The sequence below is a fragment of the uncultured Campylobacter sp. genome (assembly GCF_938041645.1).
Classification (GTDB): Bacteria; Campylobacterota; Campylobacteria; order Campylobacterales; family Campylobacteraceae; genus Campylobacter_B.
Genome location: NZ_CALIST010000022.1, coordinates 41548 through 59081, shown reverse-complemented (window position 1 = coordinate 59081; position 17534 = coordinate 41548). Strand labels below are relative to the sequence as shown.

27 protein-coding genes are annotated in these 17534 nt (G+C 44.3%); 25 read left to right on the top strand and 2 right to left on the bottom strand.

The window, feature by feature from the left end:
* Positions 1-200 precede the first annotated feature (200 nt).
* The 6 genes from Q0600_RS03475 to Q0600_RS03450 all read left to right on the top strand — a co-directional run bounded on the left by Q0600_RS03475 (position 201) and on the right by Q0600_RS03450 (position 5520).
* Complete coding sequence (locus Q0600_RS03475) at positions 201-1271, top strand: transglutaminase domain-containing protein (protein WP_298756940.1); 1071 nt, start codon at positions 201-203, stop codon at positions 1269-1271.
* Positions 1272-1696: 425 nt separating this feature from the next.
* On the top strand, positions 1697-2098 hold the full coding sequence (locus tag Q0600_RS03470; RefSeq protein ID WP_298756937.1) for an aryl sulfotransferase: 402 nt from the start codon (positions 1697-1699) through the stop codon (positions 2096-2098).
* Complete coding sequence (locus Q0600_RS03465) at positions 2091-2351, top strand: heavy metal-associated domain-containing protein (protein WP_298756932.1); 261 nt, start codon at positions 2091-2093, stop codon at positions 2349-2351. The genes Q0600_RS03470 and Q0600_RS03465 overlap by 8 nt, the downstream gene beginning before the upstream one ends.
* Before the next feature lie 278 nt (positions 2352-2629).
* Positions 2630-3907, top strand: a complete 1278-nt coding sequence (locus tag Q0600_RS03460) for a M20/M25/M40 family metallo-hydrolase (protein ID WP_298756929.1) — start codon at positions 2630-2632, stop codon at positions 3905-3907.
* A gap of 314 nt (positions 3908-4221) precedes the next feature.
* The gene (locus tag Q0600_RS03455) at positions 4222-4989 is read left to right on the top strand and encodes a hypothetical protein (protein ID WP_298756926.1); all 768 of its coding nucleotides are present in this window, start codon (positions 4222-4224) and stop codon (positions 4987-4989) included.
* Positions 4990-5091: 102 nt separating this feature from the next.
* The gene (locus Q0600_RS03450; RefSeq protein WP_298756923.1) at positions 5092-5520 is read left to right on the top strand and encodes a hypothetical protein; all 429 of its coding nucleotides are present in this window, start codon (positions 5092-5094) and stop codon (positions 5518-5520) included.
* Between the two features lie 459 nt (positions 5521-5979).
* Here Q0600_RS03450 and Q0600_RS03445 read toward each other — a convergent pair whose 3' ends face one another.
* Positions 5980-6603 (bottom strand): S24 family peptidase, encoded by a 624-nt coding sequence (locus tag Q0600_RS03445; RefSeq protein ID WP_297893821.1) that lies wholly within the window; start codon positions 6601-6603, stop codon positions 5980-5982.
* 195 nt (positions 6604-6798) lie between these two features.
* Between Q0600_RS03445 and Q0600_RS03440 the strand changes: the two genes are divergently transcribed.
* The 19 genes from Q0600_RS03440 (at position 6799) to Q0600_RS03350 (ending at position 17016) form a co-directional block, all read left to right on the top strand.
* A complete protein-coding gene (locus Q0600_RS03440; protein WP_297916870.1) occupies positions 6799-7032 on the top strand; it encodes a hypothetical protein in 234 nt (77 codons plus the stop codon).
* Positions 7032-9095 (top strand): DDE-type integrase/transposase/recombinase, encoded by a 2064-nt coding sequence (locus Q0600_RS03435; protein WP_298756918.1) that lies wholly within the window; start codon positions 7032-7034, stop codon positions 9093-9095. Before Q0600_RS03440 ends, Q0600_RS03435 begins: the two co-directional genes overlap by 1 nt.
* An 85-nt stretch (positions 9096-9180) precedes the next feature.
* Positions 9181-10110 (top strand): AAA family ATPase, encoded by a 930-nt coding sequence (locus tag Q0600_RS03430; protein WP_298756915.1) that lies wholly within the window; start codon positions 9181-9183, stop codon positions 10108-10110.
* A gap of 28 nt (positions 10111-10138) precedes the next feature.
* Complete coding sequence (locus tag Q0600_RS03425; protein ID WP_298756912.1) at positions 10139-10327, top strand: hypothetical protein; 189 nt, start codon at positions 10139-10141, stop codon at positions 10325-10327.
* A 63-nt stretch (positions 10328-10390) separates the two neighbouring features.
* Positions 10391-10555: an anaerobic ribonucleoside-triphosphate reductase gene (nrdD, locus tag Q0600_RS03420; protein WP_298756909.1), complete on the top strand. Its 165-nt coding sequence runs from the start codon at positions 10391-10393 to the stop codon at positions 10553-10555.
* The gene (locus Q0600_RS03415; RefSeq protein ID WP_298756906.1) at positions 10536-10793 is read left to right on the top strand and encodes a sigma factor-like helix-turn-helix DNA-binding protein; all 258 of its coding nucleotides are present in this window, start codon (positions 10536-10538) and stop codon (positions 10791-10793) included. The genes nrdD and Q0600_RS03415 overlap by 20 nt, the downstream gene beginning before the upstream one ends.
* Positions 10766-11098, top strand: coding sequence for a hypothetical protein (locus Q0600_RS03410; RefSeq protein ID WP_298756903.1), 333 nt, complete (start codon positions 10766-10768; stop codon positions 11096-11098). The genes Q0600_RS03415 and Q0600_RS03410 overlap by 28 nt, the downstream gene beginning before the upstream one ends.
* A 75-nt stretch (positions 11099-11173) precedes the next feature.
* Entirely contained in the window at positions 11174-11527 is a 354-nt protein-coding gene (locus Q0600_RS03405) for a hypothetical protein (protein WP_298756899.1), read from the top strand.
* Positions 11528-11537: 10 nt separating this feature from the next.
* Positions 11538-11681, top strand: a complete 144-nt coding sequence (locus Q0600_RS03400) for a hypothetical protein (RefSeq protein ID WP_298756896.1) — start codon at positions 11538-11540, stop codon at positions 11679-11681.
* A complete protein-coding gene (locus Q0600_RS03395; protein ID WP_298756893.1) occupies positions 11648-12064 on the top strand; it encodes a hypothetical protein in 417 nt (138 codons plus the stop codon). Before Q0600_RS03400 ends, Q0600_RS03395 begins: the two co-directional genes overlap by 34 nt.
* A complete protein-coding gene (locus Q0600_RS03390) occupies positions 12051-12539 on the top strand; it encodes a host-nuclease inhibitor Gam family protein (protein ID WP_298756890.1) in 489 nt (162 codons plus the stop codon). Before Q0600_RS03395 ends, Q0600_RS03390 begins: the two co-directional genes overlap by 14 nt.
* 12 nt (positions 12540-12551) lie before the next feature.
* Positions 12552-12695, top strand: coding sequence for a hypothetical protein (locus Q0600_RS03385; RefSeq protein ID WP_297916036.1), 144 nt, complete (start codon positions 12552-12554; stop codon positions 12693-12695).
* A gap of 50 nt (positions 12696-12745) precedes the next feature.
* Positions 12746-13216 (top strand): hypothetical protein, encoded by a 471-nt coding sequence (locus Q0600_RS03380; RefSeq protein ID WP_297916034.1) that lies wholly within the window; start codon positions 12746-12748, stop codon positions 13214-13216.
* Positions 13217-13298: 82 nt separating this feature from the next.
* Entirely contained in the window at positions 13299-14090 is a 792-nt protein-coding gene (locus Q0600_RS03375; RefSeq protein WP_298756887.1) for a phosphoadenosine phosphosulfate reductase family protein, read from the top strand.
* A 10-nt stretch (positions 14091-14100) separates the two neighbouring features.
* Positions 14101-14520, top strand: coding sequence for a YopX family protein (locus Q0600_RS03370; RefSeq protein WP_298756884.1), 420 nt, complete (start codon positions 14101-14103; stop codon positions 14518-14520).
* A 103-nt stretch (positions 14521-14623) separates the two neighbouring features.
* A complete protein-coding gene (locus Q0600_RS03365) occupies positions 14624-15595 on the top strand; it encodes an AAA family ATPase (protein WP_298756881.1) in 972 nt (323 codons plus the stop codon).
* Complete coding sequence (locus tag Q0600_RS03360; protein ID WP_297893925.1) at positions 15582-16067, top strand: phage protein GemA/Gp16 family protein; 486 nt, start codon at positions 15582-15584, stop codon at positions 16065-16067. Before Q0600_RS03365 ends, Q0600_RS03360 begins: the two co-directional genes overlap by 14 nt.
* The gene (locus Q0600_RS03355; RefSeq protein WP_297893923.1) at positions 16054-16332 is read left to right on the top strand and encodes a Mor transcription activator family protein; all 279 of its coding nucleotides are present in this window, start codon (positions 16054-16056) and stop codon (positions 16330-16332) included. The genes Q0600_RS03360 and Q0600_RS03355 overlap by 14 nt, the downstream gene beginning before the upstream one ends.
* Before the next feature lie 51 nt (positions 16333-16383).
* Positions 16384-17016: a phage minor head protein gene (locus Q0600_RS03350; RefSeq protein WP_297893921.1), complete on the top strand. Its 633-nt coding sequence runs from the start codon at positions 16384-16386 to the stop codon at positions 17014-17016.
* Between the two features lie 27 nt (positions 17017-17043).
* On the opposite strand, the gene Q0600_RS03345 is transcribed toward Q0600_RS03350, so the two are convergent.
* On the bottom strand, positions 17044-17523 hold the full coding sequence (locus tag Q0600_RS03345) for a phage virion morphogenesis protein (RefSeq protein ID WP_297893918.1): 480 nt from the start codon (positions 17521-17523) through the stop codon (positions 17044-17046).
* Between the last annotated feature and the right edge of the window lie 11 nt (positions 17524-17534).

Sequence of the window (17534 nt, the reverse complement as noted above, 5' to 3'; positions counted from 1 at the left end):
AATTTTGAAATTTTAAAATTCCGCGGCGAGCAAAATTCTAAAATTTTAAAGTGAGCGAAATTTTGAAATTTTAAATATGGATAGAATTTTAAAATTTACGGCTTGCGGAATTTTAAATTTAGCGATTTCAAAGCCACAAAAGGCTAAAATCCACGCGTAATTAGGGCTAAGGCTTAGCCATTTTATTTTGAAGGCATTTCATGCAAAGACGCGATTTTTTAAGAAACACTGCGATTTTAGGCGCCGTTATGGCAACTCCGAGTACCATTTTGGGTGGGGAAGAAGTCATTGGCAAAAAGAGAACTTTTGGGCTATCGCTAAATCACGAAATTTTGGAGAAGGGTAAGCAGACGCGGCTTTGGATACCGCTTCCTCTCATCACGGAGTATCAAAAGGTAAGCGACATAAAATTTGACGGCAATTTCAACGATCCGTCCGTGGACTATAGCGAAATTCCGACGCTCTATGCCGGCTACGTCGGTGTGGCAAAGCCCACGCTAAACATTAAATTTAGCGTCGAGACCTTTGAGCGTAACACCGACTTTAGCAAGGTAAAATTTAATCCGAACGAAAAGCTTAACCCCGAGGTAGCGAAGTTTTTAGAGCCTAGCGCGCAGATTCAAATCGACGGCATCGTCAAGCAAAAATCAGACGAGATCGCAGGCGGCATCAAGGGTGATCTGGAAAAGGCGCGCGCGATTTATACGTGGGTGGCAAACACTATGCAGCGCGATAACAGCGTGCTAGGCTGCGGGCTAGGGGACGTGAAGCAAATTTTAAGCAGCGGCAAGCTAAGCGGCAAATGCACCGACATAAATAGTGTTTTCGTTGCACTTTGCCGCGCGCAGGGCATCGCCGCAAGAGAGATGTTTGGCATCCGCGTCGGCGCGTCGAGATTTAGCGCTCAAATGGGCGTCGCACCAAAAGACGGCGTCAGCCATATCTCGGGCGCGCAGCACTGCAGGGCGGAATTTTATCTAAAAGGCCACGGCTGGATCCCAGTCGATCCCGCGGATGTCACGAAGGTGCGATTGGGCGAGAAGCTAAGCAATGACGACAGCAAGCTCACTAAAATCCGCGAGTATCTTTTCGGCAACTGGGAGATGTGCTGGATCGGCTTTAACTACGGCAGAGACTTCACGCTAAGCCCACGCCCAGCGCAGTTTCCGATCAATAATTTCGGCTATCCTTACGGCGAAGTGGACGGCAACACTCTTAATTACTACTCGCCGAAAGATTTCAGCTACGATTACAGATCGAAAGAGTTGTAGCGGTTCGCGTTTTGCTATGCGGCACGTCAGCTTGGGCTTTTTGAGTGGGCATGTAGAGGGACTTTCGGCTAGGCGATTTTGAAGCGGATACATAAAGGCACGCCTGATCTGCGTGCTGCCGTTCCTAATTTAACTATGCGCGCTGGGGCGCGTAAAAGCGCGCCTTGTTTTAGCGCTATATTTTAAAATTTTTTAGAATTTCGTGAGCGACATGGCGGCGAAATTTTGAAATTTTAAAGCGAGCAAAATTTTGAAATTTTTCGGCGCGAAATTTTAAAATTTACGACTTGTGGAATTTAAAATTTCGCCTCTTTGCCACTCTGTGCGAAATTTGGTAGCGGTAAAATTTGCAGATAAAATTCCGCGTCAAAAGGCCGACGAGGGTGCGACAAGATTATGGCAAGATTATAATTAAAAGGCAAAATTTGAAAACCGAACTAGAAAATCCCGCGCAAGAAACTTTGGCTCAAAAGCGAGAAGATCCTGGCAAAAATCGCTTCAGCACGCGCAGTCTGTGGCTGATATTTGCCGCGATTTTTAGCGCGATTGCCGCGACGTTTTGTTGCCTGCCCGCGCTTTTGTTTTTGATTTTCGGCGCGAGCTTTTCCATTTTTTCAGGCGCGGAGGCGCTGGAAGGTTACCGCGCGCCACTCTCTGTGCTAGCGCTTTTTTGCTTCGCGCTCTCGGCGTTTTTCTTTTTCAAAAAGCCGCGCGCATGCTCGCTGCAAAGCAGGCGCAAAAAATGGATTCTGATCTACGCGCTCTTAGGAGCCTTGCTTGCTTTTATGCTTACATATCCTGAAATTTTAGGAGGGCTTTATGCGTAAAATTTTGTTTTTGATGCTTGGATTTACGGCGCTTTTTGCCGACAAAGAGGTTAAAATTTACGTGGAAAAAATCCACTGTCCGCTCTGCACCGCGATCGTGCGAAAGGCGCTTTTGCAAACGCCAGGAGTGATAAGCGCAAAGGTTTCGCAGCAGAGCAAAACCGCGACCGTCGTAGCAAAGGATGATACAAACGCGACCGCGATGCTTGAGGCAATCGCTAAAACGGGCTATGAAGGCGTAATCGTAAAATAAAAATCCCCGGCAAAATTCTGACTAAATTTTAAATAAAATTCTTGCTAAATTTCGGTAAAATTCATGCGACTTTGCATAAAATTTCATTTTGCGCGGCTTGCCTGCAGCGTAAGCTAGCACGATTGAAATTCTGCGCGTATTTTGCGGAAGCGCTATGTCGGCGCGGTCGCGTTTAAATTTAGCAGAATTTCGCAAGCGCTTAAGCGAGTGCGGTTGCTTTTAAATTCAACGGGCGTGTCGCAATAACGCCGGATATAATAAATTCTAAAGGAGCAAACATGCAAAAAAACGAGGTTATGAATGATTTTAAGAGGCTGTGCGAGATACCTCACTGTAGCTACGAAACGGAGCAGATGAGGGAGTTTTTGGCGGATTTTGCGCGCTGCCAGGGCTTTAGCGTGAACGTCGATCAGGCGGGCAATATCCACGCCGTAAAAGGCGAGCCTAAAATCTGCTTGCAAAGCCACTACGACATGGTCTGCGTGGGTGCGGCGCCGAATTTGCAGCTCATCGAAGAAAACGGCATCCTAAGGGCGAAAAACTCGACTCTGGGCGCTGATGATGGCATCGGCGTGGCGATGATGATGGGCGCGATGCGGGAGTTTGCAAATTTAGAGTGCCTATTTACCAACGACGAAGAGGTCGGACTCGTGGGCGCAAACGCCTTTAAGGGTAAAATTTTATCGCCAAATTTGCTAAATTTAGACAGCGAAGAGGACGACCGCGTGACGCTAGGATGCGCGGGCGGCATAAACGTAAGCGCAAAAATCGGCGCCGTGAGCGTCAAAAAGAGTGGTAAAATTTACGAGATCGGCGTCACCGGGCTTAGCGGTGGGCACTCGGGCAACGAGATACACAAAAATATCCCAAACGCGACGAAGCTGCTAGCGAAATTTCTCGCCGAGGAGGGCTGTGAGCTAATCAGCCTTGATTTTGGCGAGAGGAGCAACTCGATCCCCGCAAATGCCGTGTGCAAGGCACTCTGTGCGCATGAGCCGGCGCAGCGCGGTCTGGCGTGGGTAAAGAGCCTCGGCGAGGGCGAAGCGGACGTGCTGGTAAACAGCGGCAAAATTTTGGCGCTAATTAACTCATTTGCCCAAGGCGTGCGCAGCTACGACACGCAGCTTGGCATGGTAAACGAAAGCATAAACCTCTCGACCGTCAAGCAAAAGGGCGAAGTGATCGAGTTTGACTTTTTCGGACGCGCGATGAAGCGCGAAGGGCTCGAAAATCTGGGCTTTGAGACTAGCACCATGGCTAGTGCGCTAGGCTTTGAGGTCAAGGTAGCCGACCGTTCGGCGAACTGGGCACCGCACGTCAGCGACTTTGCGCATCTGGTGCTTGAGGAACTGCAAAAACAAAAACCTCAGGCCAAATTTGCCGCCGTACACGCAGGCCTTGAGTGCGGCGTACTGGTCGCAAAACAGCCCGAGCTGCAAGCCTGCTCCATAGGCCCAAATATCCACTCGCCTCACTCGGTGAACGAGCACTGTGAGATAGCGTCGGTGGAGATGATGGCGGAGGTTGTAAGAAATATAATCGCTAGATTGCAATAAATTTAGCGGCTTGTCTTTTGAGCGCTTTTTGCGGATTTCGTTAAAATTTGACTCGATAGGCTATATGCCTTATCTTCGTCAAATTTTAACTTCAAAACCCCAAAAATCATCTCAAAATACTTCGCCTTTAAATTTTTGCGGCGACTCATATTTTGAGCATCTTTACAGAAACTCCGCCTGCGGCGTCGCTACGTTGGTTTTGAAAGAGATTTTTGCTTTGTTGCACTCGCAACTGCAAGCAGAACGCAAATTTTCGCTCCGCAGGCTATATGACGGAACCGCTTGCCGAAATAGCAATTTAAAAGGATATAAAAATGGAAAACCAGATCAAAAATTTTCTACAAAATTGCGAGCAGATTATTAAATCACAGGTAAAGCGATACGAAAACCGCAGCCCTTTCGCAACCAAAATTCCGCCCGTTTTTATACTGCCTTATGATGAATTTGAGCAAAAATTCGGCTCAAATTTACATTTGGATAGTAGTTTTGACGTGCTAGTGTTTGACGGCGATCTTAGTCTGTCGGGAGGCACGATAAATTCCGCTTGGCTTAAGGATAAATTTAACGAAGCGGGCGGCAAAAATAACGCACGAGCGATGTTTGTTAACGGAAATTTATTTATCAGCGGCGATATCATCGATGATAATTATCTGTTTTTACAGGTCGCCAAAAATACGGCGTGCAATTATCTGCATTCACAGGACGGCGTTATAGCAATCGGCGGCAATCTAACGGCGATTTGGGGCATAAGCGGCGAATACAACGACGGAATGTTGCAGGTTTTTGGAAAAACTCAAGCGCCGTATATCGTCTCAAATGACCACGCAATGCCTGATCATAGCGCTAGCGAGTGCGTCTATGTCCTAGACGGACGAATCGGTCGAAGCTACCTGGGCGCGCTTGAGGGTTGGGAATTTTTCGAAAATAGCGAGCTGATGTTTAAGGACGGAATTTGCGAAGATGAGCATCAGATCAATATTTCCGCCTTTTTTGAATTTGTAAAAAAGGGCGTTAATCCGCTGGTGGATTTTAAAACTTTTGAAGCTAGAAAAGCTGCCATGGATGAAGAGAATGAAGAGTAGGAGCCTGGATATGCAAGCGATCTGCCCGAAAATTCCGAAACCATTGCCGAGACGATATATTTAGAAAATTTCAGCGGCAGCGATGAGGAGCTATACGAGTATATGGTGAGCGAATTCGAGGCTATAGAAAAAATCGGCGACGAAAGCGAAAAATATGCTTATGGCGGCAGAGCTTTCAAACTGTCTATCGTCGCGGCGAGAATGGCAGAAAATTGGCGGCTGATTACCCAGCGTTACTCTGCGCGGCAGATAGATGACCTACGCAAAATCATCATTAAGAGCGCGACTAATTTGGCTGATTATTTTTTAAAAATCGGCGATAAAAAACAGCTTGCATTCATCTATGAATTTTTAAACGATGATGCGGTGAGCATCGAAAAGGACGAGCCGTTTTTATATGAAACGCTGGTGCGCGCGGGCTTGGAGTTGCAAGATTACGATAACGTTTACGCGCTAGTGTCCGTCATCGACAAAAAGTCCGAATTTTTGCCGCAGGAGGTGGCAAAAAGTGTGAGGGGGTATAGAAAATGAGAGTGGGAAATTTTTGCGCTTATTTTTGAAAGTTCCTAAGATAGGCGATTTAAAAAGCTTCACTCTCAGTTGTAATGCAAGAATTTTGCGGCGGTAAAAATCCCAACGATCCCAAAATGCCAATTTCATCCCAAAATAAGCGAAATTTTAAACGCTTTTATAAGAGATCAAGCCCAATTAACGAATATTTAAATACATTCTGAAATCATAGAAAATTTAGCTCAAATATATCATAAATCATTTTAGGCTGTATTTTGTTTTAGCGAGAATTTATATGATTAAGACACATAAAAATCAAAAATATGTGTCTTAATAAAGCTTAAAGTGTCTTAATCATCATCAAAATACCTCATTCTAAGCTTTACGATTAAGACACATACAAAAAAACAACACAAAGACAACCGCAAACTTAAAAATTCGTTTCTTGATTAAGACACATATTAAGGTTATTTTTATATTTTAAAATATTTTTACATTGATATTAAATTTGCACTGAACCTTGCCCACTATTTTTAGCTGATCTATTTCTGCCCCCTTTAAAACAATGTCTTGATAAAAGCTATTTAACGATGTTAGTTTTATTTCTTTGTGTATATTATCTCTTAAAAATTTTTTCATATATGCATCTCCGCCGATATTTGCTATGACGATATCGCCATTTTTTACCTCTGCGTCCAAATCAACCACTACAGCGTCGCCATCTTGGGCGAATGGCTCCATACTATCTCCATAAACTTTGATTACATCGTAATTTTTAAGAGGTATTTTTAACACTTGCTCCATGAAATCTCTACCGATAGGGATTATAGAGTAATTTTGCGTGTCGTTGTTTGAGCCATAACCAGCACTCGCCGTTACATCTTCGAAATATCTTAAATAGGCGTGGTCGTTATATGGTTTATTAACCTTGTTGGCGCTCAAATTAGCAAATTTTAATTTTGCCGTTGAGGTTATTCCTTTTGAGCGCCATGTAGCAGCCGTATTCCTAGAGTATCCGAGCCTTTCCGCCACATCTTCGAGGCTGTCAACTTTAAAAAATTTTTTCATATTTTCAAATATGATTTTATCCCTTTGAGTGCCCATTTCCGCCCCTTCGATTAAAAATTTTATTTTATAAGGTATTTTAACCTTGACAATAAGGTAAAAATACTATATAATACTTTCAAATCTTTGAAAAAGAATTATACCCCATTCGGGATTAAAACTTTCAAAGGTTTGTAAAAAAAGTTTTAGATTTCTATTTTTAACAATGAAAATCTAGATGGAAGGAGTTGCTAGGTGATAAGGGATTATTTTAAAAATAACTGCATAAGCATTAGGCAGTGGGCGAAAAAGCATAATCTAAGCGAGCGTACTACCTATATGGTAATCAACGGCGAAGTGCTCGGAAATAAGAATTTTAAGACGTCGAAAAAGGTATTCGAAGCGCTTTTGAGCGAGGGCATAATCAAACAGATGCCTGCAGGATTTATCAAAAAACAAGACGAAGAAGCGGATAAAAAGGCTAGTTGATGTTGTATGTCGAGACTACGGCGGCAGCTAAGATTTTTAGCGTCTCTTCGAGCGCATTAAAGGAAGCTTCGCGTCGCCACTCCCTCAAATACCCATTCATCCGCCTTCAAAACGTCGGCGCTAGAAGCCGCGGCGGGGTAAAGCTGCTTTTTGAGGTCGGCATCGCAGATATTGACGCTGCTATCAAGCGCGAAAAAATCGACAAAAATATAAACGTATGGCTAAGCGATACCGCTTCTGAAAACGGAGTAAAACAGATGAAATTTAGCGACATAAAAAGCAATCACGGCGCACAAGATGTAAGAGAGCAAAAAAGCGGAACGGACGAGCCGGGCGGTTCAAGCTATGCGATGCTAAGCCCTGCAGATAAAAGCAAGGCAAGCGAGAAGATTAAAATTCTCAAAGAGTGGGAAGAGGCGAAGAAGAGCAACGTGCCCTCTAAAAAGTTTTGCGAAAGCTTCGGTGTGAGCGAAGCAAACCTTTTTAGATGGCAAAGAGCGTATAAGGCAGGCGGCGCGGTCGCTTTGGTAGATAATCGCGGTAAACACAGAAAGAGCGAAAGCAAGCTTGAGCCGTGGATGAGCGAGTTCGTGCTTGATAAATTTCGCGCTTACGGCGCGGGCGGTCTAAATGTCGCTCAGCTTTGGCGAGATCTACATAAAGAATATTTTAGCCGTCGCGGTGAGCCGCAAAATTATCCTAAATTTTTATGCGGTACCATAAAGCCGCTCTTTGATGCGGGCGTCGTAAAAAGGTATTTGGATAATTATTACGCCGACCCCGCCAATCGGCTCGAATACGTGATGATAACCAAGGGCGAAGATAAGGCAAAAAGCTATATGCAGCCTGCCATGGGAGATCAAGGCGAGATCATCACGCGCAGAAATCAATGCTGGCAGATAGATAGCTCGCCGCTTGACGTGATGGTGCGCGACGGCGAAAAAGGCGAAGCAATACGTGCAAACGTGCTAAGTATAGTCGATGTTTATAGCGGTCGCTGCGTAGCGAGTATCGAGCGAAAATCAAACGCTTTAGGGCTAATTCGGTTGATGTGGAAAGCTCTAAGCAAATTTGGAAAGCCGGACTTTATCAAGGGTGATAACGGCAAGGATTATCTAAGCGATCAATTTCAGCACCTATTAAACGGGCTAGGGATCGATTACGACAGAGCTATCGCATACAGCGGCGACGAGAAGGGATTTGTGGAAAGACATTTCGGCACGCTCCAGCACGGCGGGATTTCACAAACGCCGGGCTATATCGGATTTAATCTCGCAATGCGCGAGGCGGTAGAGCAGCGTACGCCTAAAAAAGAAAGGCACGCCAAAGATGAAAACGGACTACCTAAAAAGACGAATTTAAAATACCTGCTAACCCTGCAGCAGGTGCGGGATAGATTTGAAACCGAGGTGCTGACCTGGGATCTAATGAGCGTAGGAAGAAAGAGAAACAGCCCGATAAATAGATGGAATGCCGACGATACGCCGTTAAAGGGAGTAAGGCTAGATGAATTTATGCTTCATGCGGGAGGCTTAGAGCGAAGAGTGGTCGGCAAGAAAGGTATCAATTATGAGGCGATGCAATTTGTCAGCCAATTTTTGCCGAGCGTAGGCACGGAGGTATTCATAAGCGAGAATATCGATGACGTAAGCAGCGTATTTGTATTTGATAAGGATGGAAATTTCATCTGCGAAGCAAGAGATAAAAATATTTGCCCGATGAGCGCCGAGATGTATAAGATGGTCAAAAAGGTCTTTAAAGACGAGATGAAGGCTATTCGATCTGTCATTAAGCGCGCAGAATTCAGCGAGTTTACGAGACTGAATGTCGATTATGACCTCGAGGTAATGCTTGCGGCGCATAAAGAAGCCCTAAAGCCTGAAAATTTTGTTTATGAGGATAACGATCGGGTAAAAGCCGTAAAGGAAACGATTAAAACTCAAAAAGAGATAAACGAAATCAGCGCCAAAGCGTTTAATTATGAGAGTTTGGAGGTGAGTGTAGCGAAACAGAGGGCTAAATTTAGCCTCGATGACGCCATAGAGATGGCAAGCGGCGAATAAGCTTTTCAAAAAGCATTTTAAAAGTGCTTTTTAAAGGGCTTTAAACGGATTTTAAAGGCTCTAAATTTAAGAGAAAGGATAAAAAATGAAGCTGGCAAACGACATAGTGCGGTTCATCAAAGAAAACGAAAAAAGCGGTATGAGCCAAAACAAATTCGCAAAGCTTTTGGGGATTAATCCCGCGTATATTTCGGGATATATTAAGGAGGGATCCTCCTACAAATATGCACACAAAGTAGAAGGACCCGCAAAAAACTACATTGACAATTTTATCAAAAAAGTCGATGTTTTGCAAGACGAGCTGCCTTTCATCAAAACCCGCGATGCAAAAAGCATCCATGCAGTCATAAGCTGGGCGGTAAAAGATCGCGATATGGCAATGATTAGCGGAGCGGCGGGTAGCGGTAAGACGAGAGCTATTAGGGAATACGTCCGTACGCACCCCGATAGTATCCTGATTGAAGCTACGATCAATACGTCGGCAAAGAGCCTTTTTAAAATTTTAGCCGGCGAGCTTGGGATAGAGAGCAAGGGGTGCATCGATGATCTGATCCGTCGTAGTGCGGCCGAGCTTAAAAAGCTCAGTAAAACGATCATCATAGACGAGGCTGAGCACCTTCCGTATCGTGCACTGGAGAGCCTAAGAAGGATGCACGATTTTAGCCGTGCGCCGCTAGTGCTTGTCGGCACAAACAAATTGCAGCTAAATTTGACCTCTTCGCGAAGCGGCGACGCTTTAGAGCAGCTCAGCTCACGCGTCGGTAACAAATGGATATTGGGCGGCTTGAGCTATCTGAACGACGATAATCAGATCATATCAGATGATCTGAAAGAGGTTTGCAAAAGCTTCGGCGTAGAAGATAGGGACTGTGTAGGGCTGATACAAAGGCTTGCAAAGGGAAATTTCAGAAAAACCGAAAAGCTTTTAAGGCGCTCGAAGATGCTTTGCGAATACGGCGGCGGCACGATAAACGAAGACGTAGTAAAAGAAGCTACGAAGATGCTTTTGTTGTAATAGTTGTAATGGTTGTAAGGAGTAAAAAATGAAAATTTCAAAAGATACAAATATGAAAATGAGCGATCTAAAAGCTTGCAAAGACGAGATCATCATCGCGCACTCATTCATTCTATTTCACACCCCGCGAGGTTGGATCTCAAAGAGGAGACGACGTGAGAGCATAGCGGTGCCGGTGCCGCACTTCCGCCGCGGATTCGGAACAATCTGGAGCTAAGACTTTGATTTTAAATGGCGCCCCGTGCGGGCGTCTTATAAAGTCAAATTTAAAGGATGAAGTATGAAATTTCCAAAAGAGCTTGAAGCAAAACGCACCAAGTGCATCGTCTATACTCGCGTGATGGGCTACCTGCGCCCGGTCGAGAGCTTCAATATTGGTAAAGTGGGCGAGCACAAGCAGCGCGTACTCTTTGAAGAGAAGAAAGATGGTAGCCGCACTAAGTAGGCGCGAAAGCGCGAGAGAGCTAAGAGATGATGCCGAGACGAGCTATAAAGAGCTTGCGGCGATATTCGGCATCAGCGTAGAGCGCGTAGCTGCCATAGAGCGGGCGGCACTTGCGAAACTCAAGCACCCTAGAAATCGTGGGAAGTGGATGGCGATATTTGAGACGATCGCAGAGATAGAAAAATGCAGAGCTCAAAGGCTCGGCAGCGGTTGGACGTTAAAGGGGACAAAAAGTTGAAGCTAAAGGATCTAATCAATCTAAGCGTCGAAAACTACAGCGCGAGCTCACTTCGCGAACTACATGCAAAGATGAGCGCCGCCGTGCCTGCTATGGTAAGCGTAGGTCTGCGCTCGGTGCGTCGCGATGAAATAAAGGGCGGGCAGCTTGTAAAGGGCTGGGCATTTTACGTGAGCTTCTGTTATGGCTCTAAAAAGCCCTGCGCGGAAATTGCGAGCTTCGGTAGGCTTCACATCTGCGCCGATGAGACGATGGCGGCAGATCCTTATATTGAGAAAATTTTAAGATATCTAAGAGAGGCGTAGCTTTTATCGGGCTCTTTTTGCAAGAGCCTATATAAGCGCTAAAGCTTAAATTTTAAAACAAAGGAGCAAAAGATAATGGACAAACGAACGGCAAGGCTTTGTTTCGTAAGCTCGCCGTATGCAAGTATCAAATGCAAGCATGATCGAGACCGCGACTACTACGCGCGCAAGCTTGCCGAGCAGGCCTGCGCCATCGTGCGCGCCAACGGCTACGAGCCCATCTCGCCCGTGCTTGCATGGATGGGGGTGTATAGCGAGCTGGAGCGAGATCGTATAATGAAAAACTGCGAGGAGCTCCTCTCGGTATGCAGCTACTACTACTTTTTTGCCTGCGAAGGCAGCGAAAATAGCAAGGGCATGGCATACGAGCGAGAGCTTGCAAAAAAGCTCGGCGTAAGGGAGCTGAAATTTAGTCTTTTCGATGAGTGAAAGGCATGCGGTGCGGATCGTAAAGAAGAATAAAAATAACCTTCCGATCTGCCTACGATACGGCTACGTCATAAAATACGGACTAGCCAAAAGATTTAAAATTTTTAGAAAGGAAAAGATATGGAAGCAACAAAAAAGCTTATATGGCGCATGATAAATGAAGCAGAACTCAGCCACGGCTACGCTAGCGCTAGAGTAGAGCCGCCATACGATGATGATCCTGTGCTTGCAGTAGCACAGGCGGCAGCAGATGCCACCATAGAGACGGCCGGTAAAATCCTAAATAGTCTCAAAGCAGAGGAAGAAGAGACGATTGGTGAACTTGAAAAATTCGTGAAAGGCGAGATAGCGGAAATCGAGGCGGACGAGCGATATCATTACGAGCCCGCGGATGTCTTTTCGAATGCTCCGTTAGCATTCATTCAAATGCGAATAGCACTCATTCAAATGCGAATGGACGGTTCAATACATGCCTATAAAAGCATGCTTGAAAAAATCAAAAATTTAAAAGAAGGAGAAAAAGATGCAGATAAATAATTTTGCAGATGTCGATAACGCGCTAAAGCGAGTATGTGAGCTTGAGGTGGCATTAGCTGATATTAATGGCGAAATAACGCTAAAGTGCAACGAGATCAAGGACGCGCAAAAAGCCCGGGTCGAGAAGCTGGACAGCGAAAAGAAATATATCGAAGCTCAAATCACCGCATTTTGTGAGAGTAATAAAGCAGAATTCGCCGAAAAGCGCAGTAGGGATTTCACCTTCGGTAAGATAGGCTATAAGCTCAGTAAAAGCGTAAGCTTGCCGCGCATCAAAGAAAAGGTCGAGAAGCTCATCAAAGCGTTAAAGAGCTATAAGCTTGATGATTGCATATCCTACGAAGAGACTATAAACAAAGACGCGATCTGCGAGCTTGATGACGCAAGCCTCGTTAAACTAGGTCTAAAGCGCACGGTAAAAGATAACTTCCGCATAGAGACTAAGATAGAGAATTTGCAAAGCGCAAATGTCTAAAAAGGATAGCAGATGAAAAACGACTCGCTAACTTCAAAAGAGAGCATGTTTCAAATATACTGGAGCAAATTTAAAGGCTCAAGAGATAATAAAAATAGGCTTTTGCCTAGATACGTAAGAAGAGCAAAGCTCCAAAACTTTGTTAAAGGGCGTTAAGCCCTTTATAAAAATGTCTAATGGGAGAATATAAAATGACGAGGACAGAAATGATCGAGATTATGCAAGCCTACGAGAGAGGTGAGGAGATAGAAATAAAGGAAAACGAAAAAGAGGACTGGAAGGAAATAAAATATCCATTTTGGGTTTGGGAAAATTTTAAGCTTCGTATCAAGCCAAAAGAAAAACAGCCGAAATTCAAAATAGGTGACGTGCTCGTTAGGCTAGAGTATGGATGCAAACCTCTTGGAAGATGCGATATCCACCAAATAATTAAAATAACCGATAAATTCACGCTCGAAATCGAAAGCGGTATAAAAGTTTGCTTTGATGAAGAATACCTCAATAGCAATTTCATCAAGTCAGATGACGTCCTTTGGTTTTGGGAGTACCAAGAATCTGATGGCAAGTGGAACACAACGCCTCGCAGATATACGAAAGAAGCGCTAAAAGAATATCTTAAAGATCCTTCGACTGCTACTCCTCTTTACGCGCTTGGGTTTAGGCTGGCAAATAAATAATTTTAAAGGGCTTTAAGCCCTTTAACAAGTCTTTAAAGCTGGTTAAAAGGCTTGTTAAAGAGTTTAAATTTAAAGGAAAAGGATGACCCATATCGCAACGCTTTCGGGCGGCAAGGATAGTACGGCGATGCTAGATTTGTTACTGCGCGACAAAAAGCCGCTCGATCATATCGTTTTTTATGATACTTTGCACGAATTTGCGGCTATGTATGAATACATCGCCAAGCTCGGCGAGTATTTCAAGGCGCGCTACGGCAAGGAGATCACGATACTAAGACCTGCGATGAGCTTTGAGGAGTGCGTTTTTGGACGCATAAGCAGAGGCGAAAATAAAGGTGCTATTAGGGGTCTGCCGGCTCCGCAGACGCAGGGCTTTTGTGCGTGGCGGAGAGAGGCGAAAGTTGCGCCATTCGAGCGTTGGCTCAAGGCCCAGAGCTTTGACGAGTATAAGATCTATATCGGCTACACCACAGACGAAACCCGTCGCAGAATGGACGGCAATGAGTTTTTGTATCCGCTCATCGACGACTACAATATGAGCGAAGCAGACTGCACGGCGTATCTGAAAGAGCGTGAGATGGAAAACCCGCTATATCGATACTTCAGCTGCACGGGCTGCTATTTTTGTCCTGCACAGTCAAAGCGTGCCTTCTATCAAGTATGGAAAAATTTCAAGCCCGAATGGGAGTATATGAAGCGGATCGAAGCTGAGCTTTTGGCTATGCAAGATAGCGGCGAGCACGTGCTTAATACATCGTGGTTTGCAGGGAATTTAACCTGCGCGGATATGGAGGCAGAATTTAGCCGCATAGATAAGCAAGGCTCTTTGGCGTTTGGCGATGAGCCTCTGAAAGATTGCTTCTGTAAAATTTAGAGGATAGGCGATGAGAGAGATTAAATTTAAGGTATTTTTGCGTTGCAGTCAGAGACTGGCAAACGGAATAACGCTTGGATATGAGAAAATTCCAAAAGGAATATATGAAGTAATGGATCTAAATTTCGCGAATGAAATAGCTACGCTTTGGAGCGAAAAAGAGCAAACCTGCTTCGAGGTTTCTTTCCGTAAAATCGAGCTAATGCAATATACAGGTGTAAATGACAAAAACGGCATGGAAATTTATACGGGCTTCTTCGTTAGATGGGGATTGCGCACTTATAAAATTTGCTTTGATTGCGGATTTTATATGCACGACTTAAGCAAAATAAACCCGGATTATCCAATTACTAAGGAATTCAAAAACGCTTCAGATGAGTTTGAGATTGTCGGGAACATCTACGAGAACCCAAATTTGGAGATTAAATAATGCAGCTCTTTTTGATATTTGAGAGCACGATATTTATCACACTTAGCATCACGGCGATAGTAGCGCTAATAATACTGAAAGATTAAGAAAGACGGACACCGATATGAACGAAAACGATATATTCGACTTTTTACAAAGCTCGAGTCTAAAAAGTGAAAGCTTTAACGAGAAAATCGAATTTTTGATAGAGGATTTTTTGGTTAAGCGACTTATTACGTTGATTTATGCTGACGGCGGCACAGGCAAAAGCTACATGGCATTCGCGCTAGCTAAAAGGCTCTGCGAGGAAAGCCAGAGAGTGTTTTTCATTGATTACGATAATCCCGTCGGAGTACTAAAGCAGCGCGGAGTAGACCGACTCCTCATAAATCGCTTTCCAAATCTCAGCTACATTCAGCGCTCAAGTATCGAAATGGACGGCTTCGAGCTCGTGATGAAGCTGGAACAAAACGCGATCGGCAAAGCGTATGAGGGCTGCGTTTTCATACTTGATAGCCTGCGCGATTTCGTGGATATAAATAACGATAACCGCGTAAATAGGCTATTTGCAGCACTTAAAAATTTGCGCGAAGCCGGCGCTACGATCTTGATTCTGCATCACTCAAATAAGGATGGGCGCAACTACCAAGGCAGCAACCATATCAGAAATTCGCTCGATGTAATGTATCATCTCATCAAGCGCCCCAGCCAGCAAAACGAGCTAAATTTTTTATGCGAAGTAGCAAAAGAGCGCGCGGGGGTAAAAGACGGCGGCTTTTGCGTGGATCTAGCAAGTTTGCAGCTAAAAGAGCTTGATCTGCAGCTTGCGAGGATGAGCGAATACGAGCTCGGCTTTACCGCTGAGATCAGGCGCGCGCTGGAGCTTGGGGAGCTAAATAAAACCGAGCTTCTCGGTAGCGCCGGCTATGCAAAGGACGATAAAACCGCCCGCGATTGCTTGGATAAATTTGACGGCAAATTGTGGTATAGCCGCAAGGCTGGCAAGAGCGTAATATATAGTTGCAGGCCACCGGCTACAACCGATACAACTATTACAACTAAGGCTAATAGGGGGCTTTTCGATGAAGATAAATAAGAAAGACGAGCTAAAAAAATACTACATCAAAATGATCCACACGCTCAAGCATAACTATTTCGTGGATGATGAGTGCCGCAAAGTGTATCTACGGGCCGAATTCGGCAAAGATAGCCTGAAAGATCTCAATATCGATGAGCTCAGAAAGGTTTTGGAAGTAGTCGGTTATAAAAGCAAATTTGAGCCCAAATTCAGGCGAAACGGCGCTAAAGATACCACCGCGCAAACGGGCGGAGTGCCAAGGGAAATCGCTAAGAAAGACCCCCTAAAGGCTACGCAAAAACAGCTTGATACTATCGTGGGTATTTGGAATAGGATCGCAAGAGTGAAAACGGGGCTTGCGTTGCGACTTTTTATCGAGAGAATAACCGGTAGGCTGGTATTTTGCCTATGGTATCTCAGCCGCCAGGAAGCCACGGACGTGATTATCGCTCTGCGAAAGATGCAAGGAGCGTACTTTGATAATAAATAATTTCGATCTATTCGTTGAATTTTATAATTGCGTCAAAGAGAGCGAAAGTATGGCCGACGTGCTCAAAGAATACGGCGGAGCCAATATTTACGTTCCAAGCTATAAAAGCACATTCCGTAATCGCGACATCATCAAGGAGTATGAAGAGGGAGTGGCCGCAGGAAAGCAAAGCGCCGTAATAATCCGAGAGATCGCCGCTAAATATGGGCTAAGCTACAATGGTGTCTGTAGCATAATAAGAGAAGCAGCAATACGCGAAATTTGACGCCGAACTTCAAACAGTATATAATCTACGGGAAAAATTTAAGGATTGCCCGTGGACAAATACGAGGAAAATAAATTAAAAAGTAAATTTGATGCGAAACAGAGAAAAGCGAGCACTCTTGCTCAATCCTTTATGTATGCAATAGATGATGATATCGGTTTTGACGAGTGGATAAAGAAGGAGATTGCTCTACTTTCGTTTCTTGGTTTCGTAAAAGATATAAAAATAATGCAAAAGAATGGGAAATCCAAACAAAAACTTATTTTTCAAGACGGACTAGAAATATTATTTAATTTCGCCAATAGATTATATTATGCGAAAAGACGCTATGATAGCCAAATGAAAAGTCTCGGAAAATATTTTCGATACGTAGCCGTTATAGATAATTTAACAAATCAAGCGCATGCAAGTATCCATAACATTATTTTACCTAAAATGGATCCATTTTGGGATAGATTTTATCCGCCGAACGGGTTAAAATGCAGATGCCAAGTTCAGGTTTTAACGGATACCGAGGTAGCCGCAAAAGGATACACCATCACTACAGATAGTTCAAATTTAAATACCGACGAGATACTTGAAAGCGAATTTTTTGCAGAAAATTTTGGTAAGCTCGGATTGAAAGTGGATCTGATAGAGCCTTTTATACAAATTTGTGAGCTTGATTATATTCCCTTAAAATAGGCCTAACTCCTTGTTTCGTACTCTCCGTTAAATTTTTTTGATGAAATTTATCATCTGCGTTTTGATGATTTTTTGTATATCGCTTTGAAGCTTGCCGCCCTTACTGACGGGCAAAAACGGGCGAGCCGGTATAAAAATGTTTTTGCTGCGCCCCGCTTTATGGGTGCCGAATTGATGCACCAGCCCATAAGCAAAACCTTTGTGCTTTGAGTTGTTTGATACGATCACTCTTTTGCTAGTTGCGTCCACTACCCATTTATCCGCCAAATATCCGTCACGACGTAGAATTTTATCGGACTTGCCTTTTCGCTTCTTTTGCGCGACGGTACTCGGTTTAAGTGCAGCCCATTTTTGCCCGAACGGACTTTTTTCATCCTCGAAGCTATCCTCGATAGAATTTGCGATGATATTGCCGATCGTGTGCATCAAAGGCTCGGTATTGTGCCCCAATTCGGACAATCCCTTTAACTTCCTTTGCACCGCCTCTAAGCCCGTAATCTCTATCATTTGACTTTGCC